The sequence below is a fragment of the Scopulibacillus darangshiensis genome (genome assembly GCF_004341035.1).
In the GTDB taxonomy this organism is placed as follows: domain Bacteria; phylum Bacillota; class Bacilli; order Bacillales; family Sporolactobacillaceae; genus Scopulibacillus; species Scopulibacillus darangshiensis.
Genome location: NZ_SLXK01000001.1, coordinates 32,395 through 48,833, shown reverse-complemented (window position 1 = coordinate 48,833; position 16,439 = coordinate 32,395). Strand labels below are relative to the sequence as shown.

22 protein-coding genes and 1 riboswitch are annotated in these 16,439 nt (G+C 42.3%); of the genes, 1 reads left to right on the top strand and 21 read right to left on the bottom strand.

The features are described 5' to 3' along the window. Positions 1–32: 32 nt before the first annotated feature. Genes EV207_RS00235 through EV207_RS00215 form a run of 5 tightly spaced genes read right to left on the bottom strand, consistent with a single transcriptional unit; the run spans position 33 to position 3,774 of the window. Entirely contained in the window at positions 33–1,583 is a 1,551-nt protein-coding gene (locus EV207_RS00235; protein WP_132742596.1) for a polyamine aminopropyltransferase, read from the bottom strand. Positions 1,584–1,631: 48 nt separating this feature from the next. Then, positions 1,632–2,033 (bottom strand): DUF350 domain-containing protein, encoded by a 402-nt coding sequence (locus tag EV207_RS00230; protein ID WP_132742595.1) that lies wholly within the window; start codon positions 2,031–2,033, stop codon positions 1,632–1,634. A gap of 20 nt (positions 2,034–2,053) precedes the next feature. After that, positions 2,054–2,632, bottom strand: a complete 579-nt coding sequence (locus EV207_RS00225) for a DUF4247 domain-containing protein (protein ID WP_132742594.1) — start codon at positions 2,630–2,632, stop codon at positions 2,054–2,056. Between the two features lie 29 nt (positions 2,633–2,661). Beyond that, on the bottom strand, positions 2,662–3,333 hold the full coding sequence (locus tag EV207_RS00220; RefSeq protein ID WP_132742593.1) for a PspA/IM30 family protein: 672 nt from the start codon (positions 3,331–3,333) through the stop codon (positions 2,662–2,664). 21 nt (positions 3,334–3,354) lie between these two features. Continuing rightward, positions 3,355–3,774 (bottom strand): DUF4178 domain-containing protein, encoded by a 420-nt coding sequence (locus tag EV207_RS00215; protein WP_243646894.1) that lies wholly within the window; start codon positions 3,772–3,774, stop codon positions 3,355–3,357. A gap of 248 nt (positions 3,775–4,022) precedes the next feature. Between EV207_RS00215 and EV207_RS00210 the strand changes: the two genes are divergently transcribed. After that, on the top strand, positions 4,023–5,123 hold the full coding sequence (locus EV207_RS00210) for a M24 family metallopeptidase (RefSeq protein ID WP_132742591.1): 1,101 nt from the start codon (positions 4,023–4,025) through the stop codon (positions 5,121–5,123). 54 nt (positions 5,124–5,177) lie between these two features. Here the strand turns inward: EV207_RS00210 and EV207_RS00205 are convergent, their stop codons facing one another. The 16 genes from EV207_RS00205 to EV207_RS00140 form a co-directional block, all read right to left on the bottom strand. Beyond that, entirely contained in the window at positions 5,178–6,200 is a 1,023-nt protein-coding gene (locus EV207_RS00205) for a ThiF family adenylyltransferase (RefSeq protein ID WP_132742590.1), read from the bottom strand. Beyond that, positions 6,193–6,963 carry a thiazole synthase gene (locus EV207_RS00200; protein WP_132742589.1) on the bottom strand — a complete coding sequence of 257 codons (771 nt, stop codon included), beginning with the start codon at positions 6,961–6,963 and terminating at the stop codon, positions 6,193–6,195. Before EV207_RS00200 ends, EV207_RS00205 begins: the two co-directional genes overlap by 8 nt. Positions 6,964–6,969: 6 nt before the next feature. Further along, entirely contained in the window at positions 6,970–7,173 is a 204-nt protein-coding gene (thiS, locus tag EV207_RS00195) for a sulfur carrier protein ThiS (RefSeq protein ID WP_132742588.1), read from the bottom strand. Beyond that, positions 7,151–8,296 (bottom strand): glycine oxidase ThiO, encoded by a 1,146-nt coding sequence (gene thiO, locus EV207_RS00190; RefSeq protein WP_132742587.1) that lies wholly within the window; start codon positions 8,294–8,296, stop codon positions 7,151–7,153. The genes thiS and thiO overlap by 23 nt, the downstream gene beginning before the upstream one ends. Then, positions 8,280–8,903 carry a thiamine phosphate synthase gene (locus tag EV207_RS00185; RefSeq protein WP_132742586.1) on the bottom strand — a complete coding sequence of 208 codons (624 nt, stop codon included), beginning with the start codon at positions 8,901–8,903 and terminating at the stop codon, positions 8,280–8,282. Before EV207_RS00185 ends, thiO begins: the two co-directional genes overlap by 17 nt. An 86-nt stretch (positions 8,904–8,989) precedes the next feature. Further along, positions 8,990–9,104, bottom strand: a riboswitch (TPP riboswitch). Positions 9,105–9,156: 52 nt separating this feature from the next. Next, on the bottom strand, positions 9,157–9,522 hold the full coding sequence (locus tag EV207_RS00180) for a hypothetical protein (protein ID WP_132742585.1): 366 nt from the start codon (positions 9,520–9,522) through the stop codon (positions 9,157–9,159). Positions 9,523–9,563: 41 nt separating this feature from the next. Beyond that, positions 9,564–10,337: an SDR family oxidoreductase gene (locus EV207_RS00175; RefSeq protein WP_132742960.1), complete on the bottom strand. Its 774-nt coding sequence runs from the start codon at positions 10,335–10,337 to the stop codon at positions 9,564–9,566. Between the two features lie 104 nt (positions 10,338–10,441). After that, a complete protein-coding gene (locus EV207_RS22875) occupies positions 10,442–10,612 on the bottom strand; it encodes a hypothetical protein (protein WP_165886787.1) in 171 nt (56 codons plus the stop codon). Positions 10,613–10,701: 89 nt separating this feature from the next. Continuing rightward, complete coding sequence (locus EV207_RS00170; RefSeq protein ID WP_132742584.1) at positions 10,702–11,202, bottom strand: MogA/MoaB family molybdenum cofactor biosynthesis protein; 501 nt, start codon at positions 11,200–11,202, stop codon at positions 10,702–10,704. Between the two features lie 4 nt (positions 11,203–11,206). Next, on the bottom strand, positions 11,207–12,040 hold the full coding sequence (locus tag EV207_RS00165) for an EcsC family protein (protein ID WP_165886786.1): 834 nt from the start codon (positions 12,038–12,040) through the stop codon (positions 11,207–11,209). A gap of 71 nt (positions 12,041–12,111) precedes the next feature. Continuing rightward, positions 12,112–13,299 carry an acetate kinase gene (locus EV207_RS00160; protein WP_132742582.1) on the bottom strand — a complete coding sequence of 396 codons (1,188 nt, stop codon included), beginning with the start codon at positions 13,297–13,299 and terminating at the stop codon, positions 12,112–12,114. Positions 13,300–13,325: 26 nt separating this feature from the next. Further along, the gene (locus EV207_RS00155) at positions 13,326–14,312 is read right to left on the bottom strand and encodes a class I SAM-dependent methyltransferase (RefSeq protein WP_132742581.1); all 987 of its coding nucleotides are present in this window, start codon (positions 14,310–14,312) and stop codon (positions 13,326–13,328) included. A 122-nt stretch (positions 14,313–14,434) separates the two neighbouring features. Next, complete coding sequence (tpx, locus tag EV207_RS00150) at positions 14,435–14,932, bottom strand: thiol peroxidase (protein ID WP_132742580.1); 498 nt, start codon at positions 14,930–14,932, stop codon at positions 14,435–14,437. A gap of 118 nt (positions 14,933–15,050) precedes the next feature. Further along, a complete protein-coding gene (locus EV207_RS22870) occupies positions 15,051–15,194 on the bottom strand; it encodes a hypothetical protein (protein ID WP_165886785.1) in 144 nt (47 codons plus the stop codon). A gap of 20 nt (positions 15,195–15,214) precedes the next feature. After that, positions 15,215–15,745, bottom strand: a complete 531-nt coding sequence (gene ytfJ, locus EV207_RS00145) for a GerW family sporulation protein (protein ID WP_132742579.1) — start codon at positions 15,743–15,745, stop codon at positions 15,215–15,217. Continuing rightward, entirely contained in the window at positions 15,718–16,374 is a 657-nt protein-coding gene (locus EV207_RS00140; protein ID WP_132742578.1) for a DUF2953 domain-containing protein, read from the bottom strand. The genes ytfJ and EV207_RS00140 overlap by 28 nt, the downstream gene beginning before the upstream one ends. Positions 16,375–16,439: the final 65 nt, after the last annotated feature.

Here is a 16,439-nt window from a genome sequence, read left to right as displayed (position 1 = left end):
TCCATTCCTTTCTCCCTCCTAAAATTGTCTTATTAATAATATAACCAAGCTTTCTCGTACATTTCAATTAAATTGGGATGAATCAATGTGTTCGGAACTAGTTTTACCCTTTTTCCTTTCTCATAAATCACACCGTCCTCATCCTTTCCAAACTGATCAAGGGAATGGAGCAATGAAGTAGACAAATAGCGCATATCAACCTTTCTAAGTTTGATATTATCAATATCGAAAGAATGCCTTGCAGCCATCACATAGCCCCAATCACCGAAACTTGGAATATCGGCGTGCAGATTTTGGGTATACAATCCTGCTGCTTCCACCGTTTTATTAATTGTCCAATAGACTTTCGTTGCAAAGGTTGGGCTTGTCGCTTGGATCATCACAGCCCCGGATGGAGTCAGATGCTGTTTAACCTGGGTATAGAATTCTTCCGTATAAACTTTATTCAAGCTTTCATTGTTCGGGTCGGGAAGATCGACCAAAATCACATCATATTGTTTTGAATGATGCTTTAGATATTCAAAAGCATCTTGATTTGTAATATGGACCCTGGAGTTTGTCATCGACTTTTTATTTAACTTGACAAGCTCAGGGGAGGTCTGTGCCAAATGGGTCATTTGAGGGTCAAGATCGACCAGCCTGATATTTTTTATGTATGGATACTTTAACAACTCCCTGGCTGCCATTCCGTCACCGCCGCCAAGAATGAGTGCATTTGTTGGATGCCCCGCCAAAGCGACGGTGGGATGCACCAGAATCTCATGATACCGGTACTCATCGCTTGAGCTGAACTGCAGGTTACCATCCAAATACAGCCGTGTATCACCTTGTTCTTTGGTAATAATAATTTTTTGATACTTCGTTGACTTTTCAAAGATAATCGGATCCCGATACAGCTTTTGCTCAAACATAAATGCGGTTTCATCACCAAACAGGACTCCTGCAAACAAAAGGAGACCAATGATCGTGCCAAATCCCGCCATTCTTTTGAATGCACGGATCTCCTTTCTAAAGCTGAATAGCATCCAAACAGCCACACTCAGATTTACTAAAGCAACAAGAAAGGCTGTTTTAACCAAACCAAACTCCGGACGCAGCCAAAAGGCAAACAAAAGCCCGCCGATCAATCCGCCCGCATAATCGGAAAAAAGCACTCTTGCCGTACTTTTATTGATCGCCACACCGATTTCATTGGCTTTTCTTATTAGCAGCGGCAATTCAAGCCCTGTCAATAGGCCGATCACAATGATGACAAAATAAAGGAAGAAGGCATCGGTTCCTGAAGATAGGTAAGCTGTGATGCCAAACATGAGAAAAGATGAAAAGCCGCCGATAACAGCGACCAAGAATTCAATCCATATAAATGTCGATATCAGTTGTTTCATCACTTTCTCACTAATAAAAGCACCGATCCCCATACCAGTAAGAAAAAGGGAAATGGTTAGGGTATATTGCGTGACACCATCACCCAAAATATAAGAACCCAATGCGCCGAACAGGACTTCGAAAATGATCCCGCAAATCGACACAATGCCCGATGCCCAATAAATTCGTTTGCTCTGTTTCAGTGACATCTCTGACATAAAATAAAAATCCACCCTTATCTAATTTATGAACTTAATATTGGATAATCATGTAATGGATGCGCCAATCACCAATGCTACCCCTACTGACGCACAGAACGAGATAACCCCTACGGCTGTATTCCGTTCCTTAAGCTTATCTTGTACTGAAAATTTCATTGTCAAGAATTCAAAGAGGTAGTAGACAATCAGCTGCAATACAATACCATATGCGCCCCACAGCAGGGTGGCCCAAATTGAATCATTCTCAATGATTGAGAATAATAAGATGATGGATAAGCCAATGATTTTGCCGCCGACTGAAAATGCTACAGCAATATTGCCATCAGCTATTTCTTCCCAATCCTTGTATTTGGTCGTCACAAGTTCAAATAAAAGAACACCAATAAAGACAATAACAATCGAAGCAATAAAATATAAAAAGGTTAATAATACAGCACTTCCGCTCAATGAATGTCACCTCTCAATCACTATTTTCCTGCGTTAGGTCCCCCGCCTCTAATAGACGAGCTGCGAAACAACGGTTTTGATCCAGGTCCTTTATAATGCCCTCCCGAATGGTTATACCCTTGGTAACAACCATTTGTTGCATAACAGCGTCTCCCTTGTTTTCTATGCCAATCGTCAACATCAAATAAGTTATCAAGTATGTAATAAGCAAGTAAGCCATCAAAAAAACTAGGACGATAATTATCTCTGACAAAGCCATATGTTGCGACCTCAATATTGGTATCCTTAGGATCTTTATCATCTTTCGTAAGGGTGACAAAATAGTTTTCATAAACAAGAACCTTTTTATTATCAACCCTGTTACTCGCACGGTCAGGCTTCTTTTCCTTTTGCAAGGCTTTTGATACGTCATCAATACTTTGATTCTTTGCGAGGAAAATCATGGCCGTATCGTCTTGATTAACGCTGCTTTTGACCGTATCATCAATTTGATATTTATCCTTAACAATATCTAATATTGTGTCCTTATTGAAAAGCCCTGTGCAAGCTGAAAGAAGGCAAGTCGAGATCAACAAGCAAAAAACCATAAAAGCCTTCATAATGACACCCCATTAAAAAGGGGAAAGGATTATTCTTTCCCCAATTTTTTCTTAAGTTCTGCCAGTTCATCATCAACACCGTCTTTATCATCCAATGCATCCAGTTCATCGTCCAGGCTTTTATTGGCAGAACGCATATCTTCACTGGTCTCCGCTTCAGCTTCAAAACGAAGCACTTTTTCTTCCATGCGACTGAAACCTTGACGGGATTCATCTGAGCCAATAGATGACATCGACCGGTTGATTTTTGTTTTGGTCTTCGCTGTTTCGGCACGGGCTTTCAATGAGTCGCGCTTAAGATCCATTTCTTGATATTCATTTTTCATTTCTTTCAGCTTTTGACGGAGATCATCTGTATCTTTATTCGCCCTCTCCCAAGCTTCCTTAAGCGTTGTTGCCTGTGATTCGTGCTGCTTTTTATCTAGGAGAGCACGCTTTGCTAAGTCCTCATTGCCGGCTTCAAGTGCTTTAACGGCTTGATTTTGCCTTTTCTCAACTAATTTTTCAGCATCTTGGTATTTTTTATGCAGCATTTTTCCATTTGCCATCTGCTTAGCAACCGCGGTTTCGGCCTCGCGAATATCCTCAGCCATCTCCCGCATGAATTGATCAAGCATTTTTACCGGATCTTCCGCTTTATCTAGCATCGCATTTAATTCCGAAGACATCACTGTTTTAATACGTTTAAAAAAAGTAAACATCGATTTTTTTCCTCCTTATTTTTAACTGCCGGCAATGATATTGAAATCATAATCCTCGGCGGCTTGCCCTTGGCTTACTTCAATATCGCCGCCCCAAATTTCAACAGATAGGTAATGCTCATCCTCTTTATCACAAAAGTCGTAGTAGGTGACTTGCTGTCCGCTGACATTAGCGCTGCGCCCTTGCCCGGAGACGTTCGCTGTCCCTTTTTCATCCAAATAATAGGCTATGCCATCAGATTCTATTTTATCAGGTATCGGTTCGGAAAGCTTCAATTTGATTTTCTTATACACACTGACTTCTAATTCGTCATCCAGTTCTACGTTGACCCAAATCGTGTCATTCGTGCCTTCGAGCTGATACTCATGCCACTGATAGCCATGATCATTAAAGGTCAGCTTCCCCACGATCTGATAATCTTCCAGTTCATAAGTTATCATGTCACCCACCTTTATATTCATTAAGGTGCGTTTTTCAACCTTGGGAATGTCCTTCTTCTTCTGAAATAACCGGGATAAGAGCCCCATATTGTCACCTCACTCTCTTTCTGTGGTCCTTATGTATTACGATATTCAATAAAAAAGGTTTCAATCCTTTTTATTTGGGTGAATCTTTTTTATGTAGCTGGCGATTGTGTTAAATTAGATATAAGTCTTAAGTCTTTAATTTTTGATAGGAGTGAAAAAGTTTGACAGAACGAATCGGCCATGTAGAGAAATGGCTTCAAACTAACAATTTGGCGTTTGCATTTATTTCGGAACCCAAAAACGTCTTTTACTTTACTAAATTTATGTGTGAACCGCATGAAAGATTGCTTGGATTGTTCATTTTCCCAGAAGTTGAGCCATTCCTAGTTTGCCCAAAAATGGAGGCAGGCCAAGCCAAAGCAGCAGGCTGGTGCCATGAAATCATCGGTTACCAAGATCACGAAGATCCATGGGAGCTGATCCATAGGGTAATGAAAGACAAAGAATTCAGCGGCAAACAAAAGGCGGCCATCGAAAGTGCTACACTGCCTTACCAAAAAGCCCTTTCTCTTCAAAAGTTCAATGATCGTCTCATGTTTGAACCTATCGATGCTTTCCTTGGTTCATTGAGAACAATTAAGGATGAGCAAGAATTGACGACATTGAAAAAGGCGGCCGAACTTGCTGATTATGCCGTTTCAGTCGGTGTTAATGCCATCAAAAAGGGAAGAACTGAACAAGCAATCATCGCTGAAATCGAATATGAGCTGACCAAACGCGGCTATCCAGAAATGGCTTTTGACACAATGGTTCTGGCTGGAGAAAACAGTGCAGCACCGCATGGCAACCCGGGCAAGCGCCAAATCAAGGAAGGCGACTTTGTGTTATTTGATTTAGGTGTGGTTGTTGACGGTTATTGTTCTGACATTACGCGGACTGTTTGTTACAAGCATGCCAGTGATGAACAGGCTGAAATTTATGATACTGTTCTCCAGGCTGAAACCGAAGCAATCAAAGCGTCCAGGGCTGGGTTGCGGATTGGCGACCTTGACCGGATCGCGAGAAACATTATTACTGATAAAGGTTACGGTGACTATTTTCCCCACCGCCTTGGACATGGTCTTGGCTTAGGGGCTCATGAAGCGCCATCCATGAGTGAGAATAATGATGATGTTTTAAAAACAGGAATGGTCTACACCATTGAACCTGGCATTTATGTTCCGGATGTCGGCGGTGTCCGCATCGAGGATGATGTATATTTAAGTGAGCAAGGCCCTGTTACCTTAACGAATTATCCAAAGACACTGCAAATCATTCCTTAATGTTTTAATAATGAAAACCCTTAGCTCCTACTAAACTAAGGGTTTTCATCATCTTCATTTTGCCAACAGCTGATGATATAATTCTTTAGCTGCTGCCGGATCCTTCGTGCCGTGAATAAGCGCACGGCCGTCATTAAACAGAACAATGCGATGGTTTTCAATGTTTGCCTGTATCAGAAAGTCGTTTTCTAAGACATCCATGCATTCTTCCTTCAACGCTTTTTTGATCCGATCAAAATTGACTGGTGAGTTTTGACCAGGCCTAATCTGCACAGTGTCTCTCCCGCATAAAATGGTTGATTTCGTTTGATTTCCAATGTCCAAATGAGGAAATACAGCATTTTCCCCGCATGACGGACAATCTTCTTTTTTAAGTCGACTAACCTTAATAGAAGATGAATGATTTTTCCAGATGTCGTGAAATAACAGCGTCATTCTCAATTCGTCATTAGCACCTGTAAGGATTTTCAACGCTTCTGTCACCTGCTGGGCAGTAACCCATTGAACAATTGGTGCAATGATCCCCACTGTATCACAAGTTTCCGCCTGGAACGGCAAATTCCCCATCAGACAGGATAAGCAAGGCGTCAGATTAGGGATGATGGTGAATGTCATCCCAACACTACCCGTACAGCCGCCGTAAACCCATGGGATTTTGTGTTTCTGCGCCATATCATTTATGACCAACCGTGTATCAAAGTTATCTGTGGCATCAAGAATAAGATCATACTGCCGAAAAAGGTCTTCTGAATAATTCGGGTTAAATTCCCCTGCAATACCCTCTATTTCAACAGACGAATTGATTTTTCTAAGATGGGCCGCTGCAGCTGTCGCCTTAGGTACAGCTTCCTGTGCATCCTTTTCTGTATACAATTGCTGGCGCTGGAGGTTGCTCCATTCAACAAAATCCCTGTCAATGATTGTCAGCTTACCGACTCCGGCCCTGACGAGCATTTCGGAAATATTTGTTCCTAATGCACCCGCTCCGACGACCAACACTTGTTTTTTTTGCAGCTCCTGCTGTCCTGATTCACCAATAGGGCGAAAACGGACTTGCCGGGAATATCTGTTATTCAATAATACTCAACCCCTCCAAGGGGCTGCTGGGAACAGCGTAAGACCTCTTGTCTATTCTACCCGCCTCAAGGCCAAGCCTGCCAGCTTCAACCGCCATTTTCATTGCTTTTGCCATTTTGACAGGATTATCTGCCCCGGAGACTGCCGTATTCAATAACACAGCTTCAGCACCCAATGACATTGCTTGTGCAGCATCCGCGGGCGATCCAATTCCTGCATCCACAATGACCGGTATATTCATTGTTTCAGTCATTAGCTGAAGATTGACCGGATTTAGAATGCCTTGACCCGAGCCAATCGGTGAAGCTCCAGGCATGATCGCATGAACGCCAAGACTTTCCAATCTTTTAGCCAATACAACATCATCAGAAATATAAGGTAATACCGTAAAACCCTCTTTAAGGAGCTCTTCGCATGCTTTATATGTTTCAATTGGATCGGGAAGCAATGACCGGTCGTCGCCAATCACCTCAACCTTTATCATATCGCATAAACCGGAAGCCTTTGCTAATCGTGCCGTACGGACTGCTTCTTCCGCAGTTGCCGCTCCCGCGGTGTTCGGAAGAAGCGTGTACCGATCAATATCAATCATTTCAAGGAAATTTGGCGCTTTCGGTTCGAACACATTCATCCTTCGCACCGCAAACGTAAGGATTTCAGTTCCAGAAGCCTCAACAGCTTGTTTTTGAATGTCGAAGTTTTCAAACTTGCCAGTACCTAATAATAAGCGTGACTGGAATGATTTTTTCCCAATTTTAAGCATTGCCTCTCATCCTCCTCCAACAAAATGGACGATTTCAATGTGATCGTCGTTGTTTAATTTTTTTAATTTGAATGCTTTTTGATCGATAATTTCCCGGTTTTGCTCTACAATCATCATTTTGTTTTGCAGGTGAAAATGCTGGAGTAAATCCTCTATGGTTTTAATGCTGTCGGGCAGCTCTATATGTTCACCATTTAACCTGATACTCACGTCTGTTCACCTCCTTAAGCCGGTCATATTGAAACGGTGTTAACAGGTCAATGTTTTCATAACCTTCAGTAATCAAGCGTGCGGTTATCAAACCTGTTATAGGACTTAGTAAAATACCATTTCGATAATGCCCAGTGGCATAAAACAAGTTTTCAAGCTGGGTGTCCTTGCCAATAAAAGGCAAACCATCATTCGTCATGGGACGCAGCCCCGACCATACCTGCTTCACGTCGGCATCTGCGAGACTAGGAAGCAGTCTTTGTGCCTTTTCTAATAAAGAGCTTAATCCGTTGACAGACACTGACTTGCTGAAATCATAAGGTGTCATTGTCGCACCAATGTAGATGTCATGCCCTTTTTTCGGAGTAATATAGCAATCTTTCGAAAAGATTGTTGTTGTTAGTAGTGGCGTGCTCGTTTCGACACACAATGCTTCACCTTTGACTGGGTAGATATCAACATGGGGCTGATGACGAAACCACTGTTTGCTCCAGGCTCCTGAAGCAATGATCACCGCTTCTGCCAAAAATGTGCCTGCAACGGTGTCCACTCCTTTTATCTCCTGATCTTCTATATGAAGTGATAATACATCGGTAAATTCTCTGATTTTCGCACCATAATATTGCGCTCCTTTAACTAAAGCATGGGTTAAATCTACAGGCGACACTTGAGCCTCATTAGGAAAGTATAAGGCACCTTTCACATCGTCAGTGAGAGCTGGTTCTTTAGTCAAAACATCATCTTTATTTAACATGATTGCTTTTTCGCCATTCTGAGTTTGCCATGATGCTGTTTGTTCGAAAGACTCCAATTGTTCGTTTGTAAATGCCGGCTTTAACGCTCCCGATTTAATTAAGGCAATATCTATCCCTGTGATCTCCCTAAGCTCCTGCGCAAGGTTAGGGAACATATCACGGCTTTTGCGGGCAAGTTGAAATAACGGACCGTCTTCTTCTAGTTCAGCCTGAACACCAAGCATTCCCGCTGCGGCACTTGACGCTTGTGATCCTATGCGGTCTTTTTCGACTAGCAGCACATCCTTCCCAACTTTCGCCAAATGGTAGGCAATGGAGCAGCCAATCACACCGCCGCCGACAATTAGGGCATCATACCTTTTTCCCATTGTACTTCACCTCCTTTAGTTGATTAACATATTGACGGCACATTTCCATGGGACGTTCCGCTTCCATCACACCTGACATGACTGCGATTCCCGAAGCACCATGCTGGAGGACGTCCTGGGTGTTGAGGGGCGACATGCCGCCAACTGCTATAACAGGCACTGGCGCTATTTTTGCCATTTCAGCTAATTCCCTCAGTCCCCTACCCTTAAGCCCGGGCTTGCACTTTGTCGGAAAAATGTTACCGTACATCACATAATCCGGCCCTAGCGATATTTTTTCTCTGGCACTTTGTCCAGAATGAACCGAGCAGCCTACGATGAGTTCGGGGTATAACTGTTTGATGATATGGGGCGGCGGACCATTTTCCGGAAGATGAACTCCTCTTATTCCCATTTTTCCGGCCAAATTATAATATGTATTGACCACTATTTTTTCTTTTGGGATGCCACTTGCAATAAGATGATCAACCCACATATTTAGTTCTGTCTCAGATCGATGTTTCTCGCGAAGATGGAAAGCCGTGATGTTATGAATAAGAGGATTTATGATTTGAGTAATCTTTTCTATCGTCTGGTTTCCAGTCGATAGAATATGACATTCAGACATCGTGTGCTGCCTCCCTTCTAAAAACGGCAAAAAACCCGGATCCAATTTGGACCCAGGATGGTATTCAAAATGCTTCAACAAAGCGAAACAATATTGACTAACTTCCCCACGCTGGTGTGAACCAGATCAGGTCCCGAGGGTTAAAGAACCTCAATGCGTTCTTCTCTCAGCCCAACTCATTGGACACCCCTAGTTCTTATTAACTTGTCTTTTCATCATAACCTAATCGCAAGAGGAAAAAAAGGGGGTAAAATCAGTTTTTGTGCCATACCCAAGTGAACAAGGCGTCATCACGATCAATAACTCTGACATCTAACCGATCAATATCATTGTAACCATGCTTTTTTAAAGCTGACACCATATCTTCAACCTTAGCATCCTTCGAAATGTGTAAGAGGTTATAGATGTCTTTTACCTTTGCTTCTGCTTTATTGCCTTTAATGACTTTATTCCCTTTTTCGAATTCAAATTCATTAGGATTGGTGTACTCCCATTCATACTCATCACCATTCATCCAAACTGTCACCTTTAAAGAACTTTGATTCGCAAGGCTTGAGGCATGAGCAATTACCATTGGAAAGGCAGCAAATATAAACAACCAGACAATTAACCGTTTCATTCTGATCACCTCTTCGTTAACTTGAGGCAACCGCACTTATTTTATTCATCGAACGAGGGCCGAAAGCGATTAATAACCTCAAGCGTGCCAGTCATATCCATCACGGTGCCAGAAATCATATCGGATTGTTCTTGACACAAAAAGAGAATCGATCTGGCAATATCTTCTCCAGTCTCAGAGCGGCCCATAGGTGTTCTTTGTTGTCCTGATCGTTTGGCTTCCTCAATCGTCGCTTCCTTCATATCAGGTAAAATAATGCCTGGACATACCATGTTAGCTGTAATGCCATGCCCTGCTTCCTCAATCGCCAATGTTTTTGTCAAAGATACCAACCCGACTTTCCCTGCCGCAAAAGCCCCATGATCAAGCCAACCAGGAGCTGAATCAGCATTTTGGAAGCCATATGTAATAATCCTGCCAAAACGTTGCTTTCTCATCACCGGAACGATTTGCTTAACCAAATGAAAAACACTGCTTAAATTCCCTTCAATCATTTCCTTCCATTCGCTCTCGGTATGATCAACGAGCTTCTTACGTTCAAAAACAAACGGACCGGCATTATTAATCAAGCAATCAACACGGTTAAACCGTTCCAGTGTTTGGCTGACAATCCGATCGATATCATCCCTTTTTGTTATGTCACCTTGCAACAATTGGATATGTTCAGCATAAGGCCCGAGCTCCTGATTAAGCCTATGAGCGGCCTGGTCGTCACTACGGTAGTTGATTGTTACCGAATAGCTTTTATCTAAAAAGGCTTTAGCGACCATCTTTCCAATTCCTTTTGATCCCCCTGTAATCAATACATGACGCATCATTCTCACCTGCCCCCTTAATTGATCTTCTTATATAAAATTATAAACGAAAGGATCTATTGTTGAAAAATAAAAGACTGCCTTTCGGCAGTCTTTTATTTTTACTATTCTTTTGGATCCACATCATCCGCCGGCTCACCAGTGAAAACATTTTTGTCGGTAATAAAACTGTCCACAACACCGCTTTGATAAGCTTCCGTTAACTGCTGCTGCACGAGACTTTCACCGTCTTGGTCAAACTCTAATGCTGTGTTTCTGTTTTTTTTATCAGGCACGCTGCTTCCCCCTTAAGCTAAAGTAGAAAAGCCTAAGCTCTTCGTGTTTAGCTTTTGAGAAAATATTAGGATTTATGTAGTTAAGATATTTATTTGTTCAATTCATGAATGATATGATGCAATTCGGGAAGAATCAATTTTTCCATTGCTAATTTAACTGCGCCCGAAGACCCCGGCATTGAAAAAATAACTGTCCTGCCAATGGTACCCGCTAGAGCACGACTTAAAAGAGCAGCCGATCCAATATCTTCAGTATAACTAAGCATTCTGAATAACTCGCCAAACCCGGGGAGTTCTCTTTCAATCAATGGTTTAACCGCTTCCAGCGTGACATCCCGCGTGGCAATGCCCGTTCCGCCGTTAATCAGGATGGCATCGCTTCCCGCAAGACGGTATGTGATGGCATGACGGATCGCTTCTTTATCGTCTTTCACAATGGCGTAATCCGCTACAGTAAAATCTTTTTCCAAGAGGAGCTGTTTAATTAACCGGCCGCTTTTGTCTGATGCCTCGCCTCTCGTATCGCTTACGGTTATGACAGCAGTGCGGCAATTAACATAACGCTTTGACTTATGTTCATTGACACTCATTTTATTAAACCGTCCTTTCCATCAAACAACGCTTTTGATAAAAGTGATGGGCAATATCAGTGACCTGCCGTGCTTGGGCATAGTTAAGCCCTGCTCCAAACGCAATGCCCAGAATGGGAACACCCTGAAGCATTTTCTTTTTTAAAGAGCTGATCACGACCGTCTTGCCTATTTGTTTGATGCCGCTCCCGACCCATGAAGGATTCATGATTTCCTGTCCTTCATAAAAATAGGGATTGACTTCCCCCTCAATGACTTCCTTCTCAACTTCAATCCAGGCGGATCTTTTCAACCTTTTTGGCAAAAGACCGATATGAAAAACCTTTAATGCCGTCATCATCTCCCCAGGAAGCATGACCTCATAGCCATAAGTTAATGCAATTAATTGAACGGCGTACAATTGTAACGCTATCGACAACGGAACATCCAGCGTTAAAAGGAAAAGCCCCCCTGTTCCGGTCATTCCCCCTTGAAGTGATGAGATAAGGCGCTGTTTGCCTATATGCTTTTGCGCAATAAAAGCCAGTTGATGGACGGATAATTGTTTCAAATCATCGATATCTTTAATGCCGCTATCAATGGCTCGCGCTTCTGTTAATATCTTATCCCTGCCATTTTTCATCCACTCGGTACTTTGAATCAGGGATTGCAAATGAAAAACAAGCCGATCTATTGTATGATTTGCTTTCGAAACCCATTCAGGAGATAGGTTGTCCTGTGAGCGACGAATCCATGATTGATAAAGGACGCTAAAGTCCGTTGGTTCATAGTGAAAAAAACGATTTTCCCATTTATTAATCCGTTCCAGCATTTCTTCTTCCGCTTTAGTCAATGCCACGAGATCTCTCCTTATAAAAGACGTTTCTTTCATTATAAAAAACTTGGCGCGAAATCGCCAAGCTTTCTAAATCACTGGGATAACCGGACTGTATCCCTAGCTATCATGACTTCTTCATTTGTCGGGATCACGATGACTTTTACCGGTGAATGCGGATAATTAACGAATGTTTCCTTACCCCTTACCATATTAAGAGCTGGATCCCAATAGACACCCATAAATTCCAATCCAGTAAGCACTTTATCCCTTATGGTTGTGCTATTTTCACCAATGCCGGCTGTAAAAATGATCGCATCAAGACCATGCATTTTTGCAGCGTATGAGCCTAAGTATTTGTGAATTCTTGCAGCGAAAACCTCTAAGGCAAGTTCAGCACGCTCATTGCCATTCTCCGCCTCTTCTTCGATATCCCTTAAGTCACTTGAAAAGCCGGATACACCAAGTAAACCGCTTTTTTTATTTAAGGTATCAAGCACTTCAACAGCCGATTGACCGGTCCTTTCCATAATATAGGGGATTAAAGCGGGGTCAATGTTGCCAGAGCGCGTCCCCATCATAACTCCCGCCAGCGGTGTGAAACCCATTGATGTATCGATTGATTTTCCGCCTTCAACAGCAGCAATACTTGCACCATTTCCGAGATGGCAAGAAATGAGACGCAATTGATCAAGCGGACGACCTAAAAGTTCAGATGCGCGCTGAGTGACATATTTATGTGATGTCCCATGGAATCCATATTTACGGATGCCATATTTTTTATAATAATCATAAGGTATGCTATACAGAAAAGAGCGGTTCGGCATTGTCTGGTGGAAAGCTGTGTCAAAGACAGCAACCGCCGGCACGGTTGGAAGCACTTTTTTAAATGCCTTAATTCCCACAATGTTGGCTGGATTATGGAGCGGAGCCAAATCGGATACCTTTTCAATCTCACTCAGAACATGATCATTGATCAAGACTGAATCGTTAAATATTTCGCCGCCGTGTACAACACGATGACCGATGCCATCTATTTTGTCTAAGGAAGAAATTATCCCTAGGGATGTCAGCCTGTCCAATAAAATCTTAACGGCTTGCCCATGGTCCGGTATGGAAATGACCTCTTTTTTCTTTTCACCCTTAACCTCAATGGTAAAAATCGATTGAGACATTCCGATTCTTTCAATTAAACCTTTTGTTATGACTTTCTCTTCAGGCATGTCCAAAAGCTGAAATTTCAGCGAGGAGCTGCCTGCATTAATGGCCATTATTGTTGCCAATCGTTGTCACTCCTTCTTGCTAGCACTCATTTTTGTTTGGACCAATGACTATGGAACCAATCGTTTATTCTCGTCATCATTTCAGATAATGCCCGTTCATTTGAAAAGCTGGGCAGTTCAGCCAATAAGGCTTGCTTTGGCGGCTCAACATCAGGCCCTTTCTTTTGCATGATCATGATGCTTTTGGCGTGTCTCTGATCCTTGAACATTGATGCCGGTAATTGGAGCAGCCCTATAATAACAGCTTGATCCTTCAAAAAGCCATGAAGCTTATTACCCTCATCCTGTGAGAAAAGGTCATTCGGCACTAAATACATAAGGTAACCAGCCTCCTTAGTATATTTCAATCCCTGTTCGATCATTAAAAAGTGGCTGTAGATTTGGCCGTTTATATTACTCAATGTAAATTGACTGGCATTTTCCTTGTCGGGATAATAGCCGACCGGCACATCGCAAACGGTGATGTCAACAGGGTCAATAAGCATTGGCCTGAGGCTGTCCTGATGGAAAAACTCTATATTTCTTTGTTGTAAGTTTGCATTATTATAAGCAACTTTTATAAGCAAATCATCAACTTCAACGGCATACCCCTCTATAGTCTCTGACTGGGATTGGTTTATCATACCCGTCAGCAAATTACAAGTGCCCGCGGCCGGGTCGAGCATTGAAAATGTATCGGAAGGCAAGAGCTTCGAAAGCAAATAACCCATGAATAAAACGATACTATCAGGGGTCATCTGATGGTTCAGCTGTGTACCTGTCTTCATTCCCTTTAAAACGGCGAGCTGATAGGCACGTCGGACATCTTCAGCTGTCATGCCTTCGCGGAAAAACGTATCATATAAAGGACCAAGCTGTTTTTCTAAATCCTTTTGTACGATTCTGTCCTGATGAATATTTTCAGCTGTCATACACAGTGCTTCAAGATAGGTCACGGACTGACTTTCCTCAATGAGAGACGCTGATTGATCTAACACATCAAACAGATGCTGAACAATGGATGGCTCGTTCATAAGTATCCTCCTTAAAATCCGCATGTCACTTCATAAATGATACAAAAATTCTCAGTGACATTCAAAGTGAAAACTCCGGTTTATACGAAACCGGAGTTTTTCACCTTGTTAGATTTATTAATTTATTCCGCTGCCTTTGCGGCCTCGATTGCTTTTTCATAGTCGGGATGGTCTGTGCCTTCCTTAACGTATTCGGCATAGACAACATTGTCGGCACTGTCTATGACAAAAACTGAACGGGCGAGCAGCCTAAGTTCTTCCATCACAACCCCGTATGCCTTTCCGAAGGATAAATCCCTGTGATCCGATAAGGTAACGGCATGTTCCAAACCCGCTGATCCGCACCATCGTTTTTGTGCAAACGGCAGATCCACACTGACCGTAATGACCGTTGCATTATCCACTGTCGCCAGTTCTTCGTTAAAACGGCGTGTTTGCGCGTCACAAACACCTGTATCAAGTGACGGCACGACACTGATGATGCGTATGCCTTGATAATCATTAAGCGTCTTTTCAGCAAGGCTGTTATCTAAAGCGGTGAAATTCGGTGCCTTAACACCTGCCATAACTTCGTCACCTAACAATGTGATGGGATTCCCTTTAAAAGTCACTTCCACCATATGTATGACCTCCTTTTATATTCATCATCATGTACAATCATAGCTTGAAATGCTTTATGATATCAACTAAAAAAACTCCCCTTCGAGTGATCTTCCAACTCGGGAGGGGAGTCTGTCATTATTGCGGACGCTTTGTGGCGATGCCATCACCCTTGACAACGCTTCGTTTTCTTTTAGGCATTCGGTTATCGGATTGTTTATACCCTCCTGCAAGTTCTTCAATCTGATCCTGAGTGAAGCGTTCTTTTTCATTTTTCGGCATGACAGTTGCCTCCTTTTTTCCTATTCAAAAGTATTATCTTGCTGCTCAGATTGGCTCTTTCTTTGTCTTATTATTCCGCGGCTTGGCTTGTGAGATTCTTTAGATTGGGAATCTTGACCTTGGCCTTGTCTTTGGCCAGACCTTTTCATTATCATTGACTGAATTTTATCAACAGCCTGAGGCGCTAAATCCAACAGTTTTTCATATAAATGGGTACTGTTGTCAAGATGAATCGTCCGGATTCCCGAAGGACCAACAATTAGAAAGGCGATAGGTGTTATGGACACACCGCCGCCGCTTCCTCCGCCAAATGGAAGACCCGAACCCGAATCACTCTCTTCTCCTGATGACTGGTCACTCCCTGACCCCTGATCGCTAGGATTAAATTCACTTCCCCCAGCCGCAAATCCAAATCCTACTTTTGAGACAGTTAGAATCACATTGCCATCAGGTGTTTCTATTGGATCCCCTATAATTGTATTGACATCTGTCATTTCTTGAAGGCTTTCTAAAGCGGTTTTCATCAAGCCTTGTATTGGATGTTCTGACATGATGTTTGTTGCCTCCTTTTCCAATATTTCGCGAACCGATATCCTGCGATGATAGCCTGCCCCATTCGGAAGGATATCATGCATGACACTCTCGTTTCGGCATAAGAGGCTTGAAACAGCGGATTGACATGTAATTTGGGTTGTTCTTTTAAAACAAACCATTGGCTGATCATTCGTAGAATATTTGACTTTACAGCCCAAATCATGCCTGATAAAACCGCTGTAATATGGGCTTCGCCGCCACCTACTGTCGTCACCCAAGATAACCTTTTTAATTTAAACACCTTTAAGAAGCTTTCTTTTTCCTTTAGAAAATTTCTTATAAGGTTAAAAGAATCTTCCAATTGATGGAACCACTTTCCAAAATCATTTTGCTCTATTTTTATTTCTTCATCGGAAATTGGCAACTCTGCTTCCATTGAGGCTTTAAATGGGATCATATTGAAATCCATTTCAGGAACACGCAGCTTTAATAGGGTAATAAACCAAAGTTTCACTTTAATTTCCAACTCTGAGTTATTTACTGAAAAACAGCCGTTAAATTCTACGTTAAGAAAACCAAAGAACCACAAAAACAGGATTATAATCACGATAAATGTTATAATGCCAATCACAATGAACAATATCATAGAAAATCACTCAGGTCCTTTCAAATATTTACATTATCACCTAGTTCATTAAAATTAAACATACA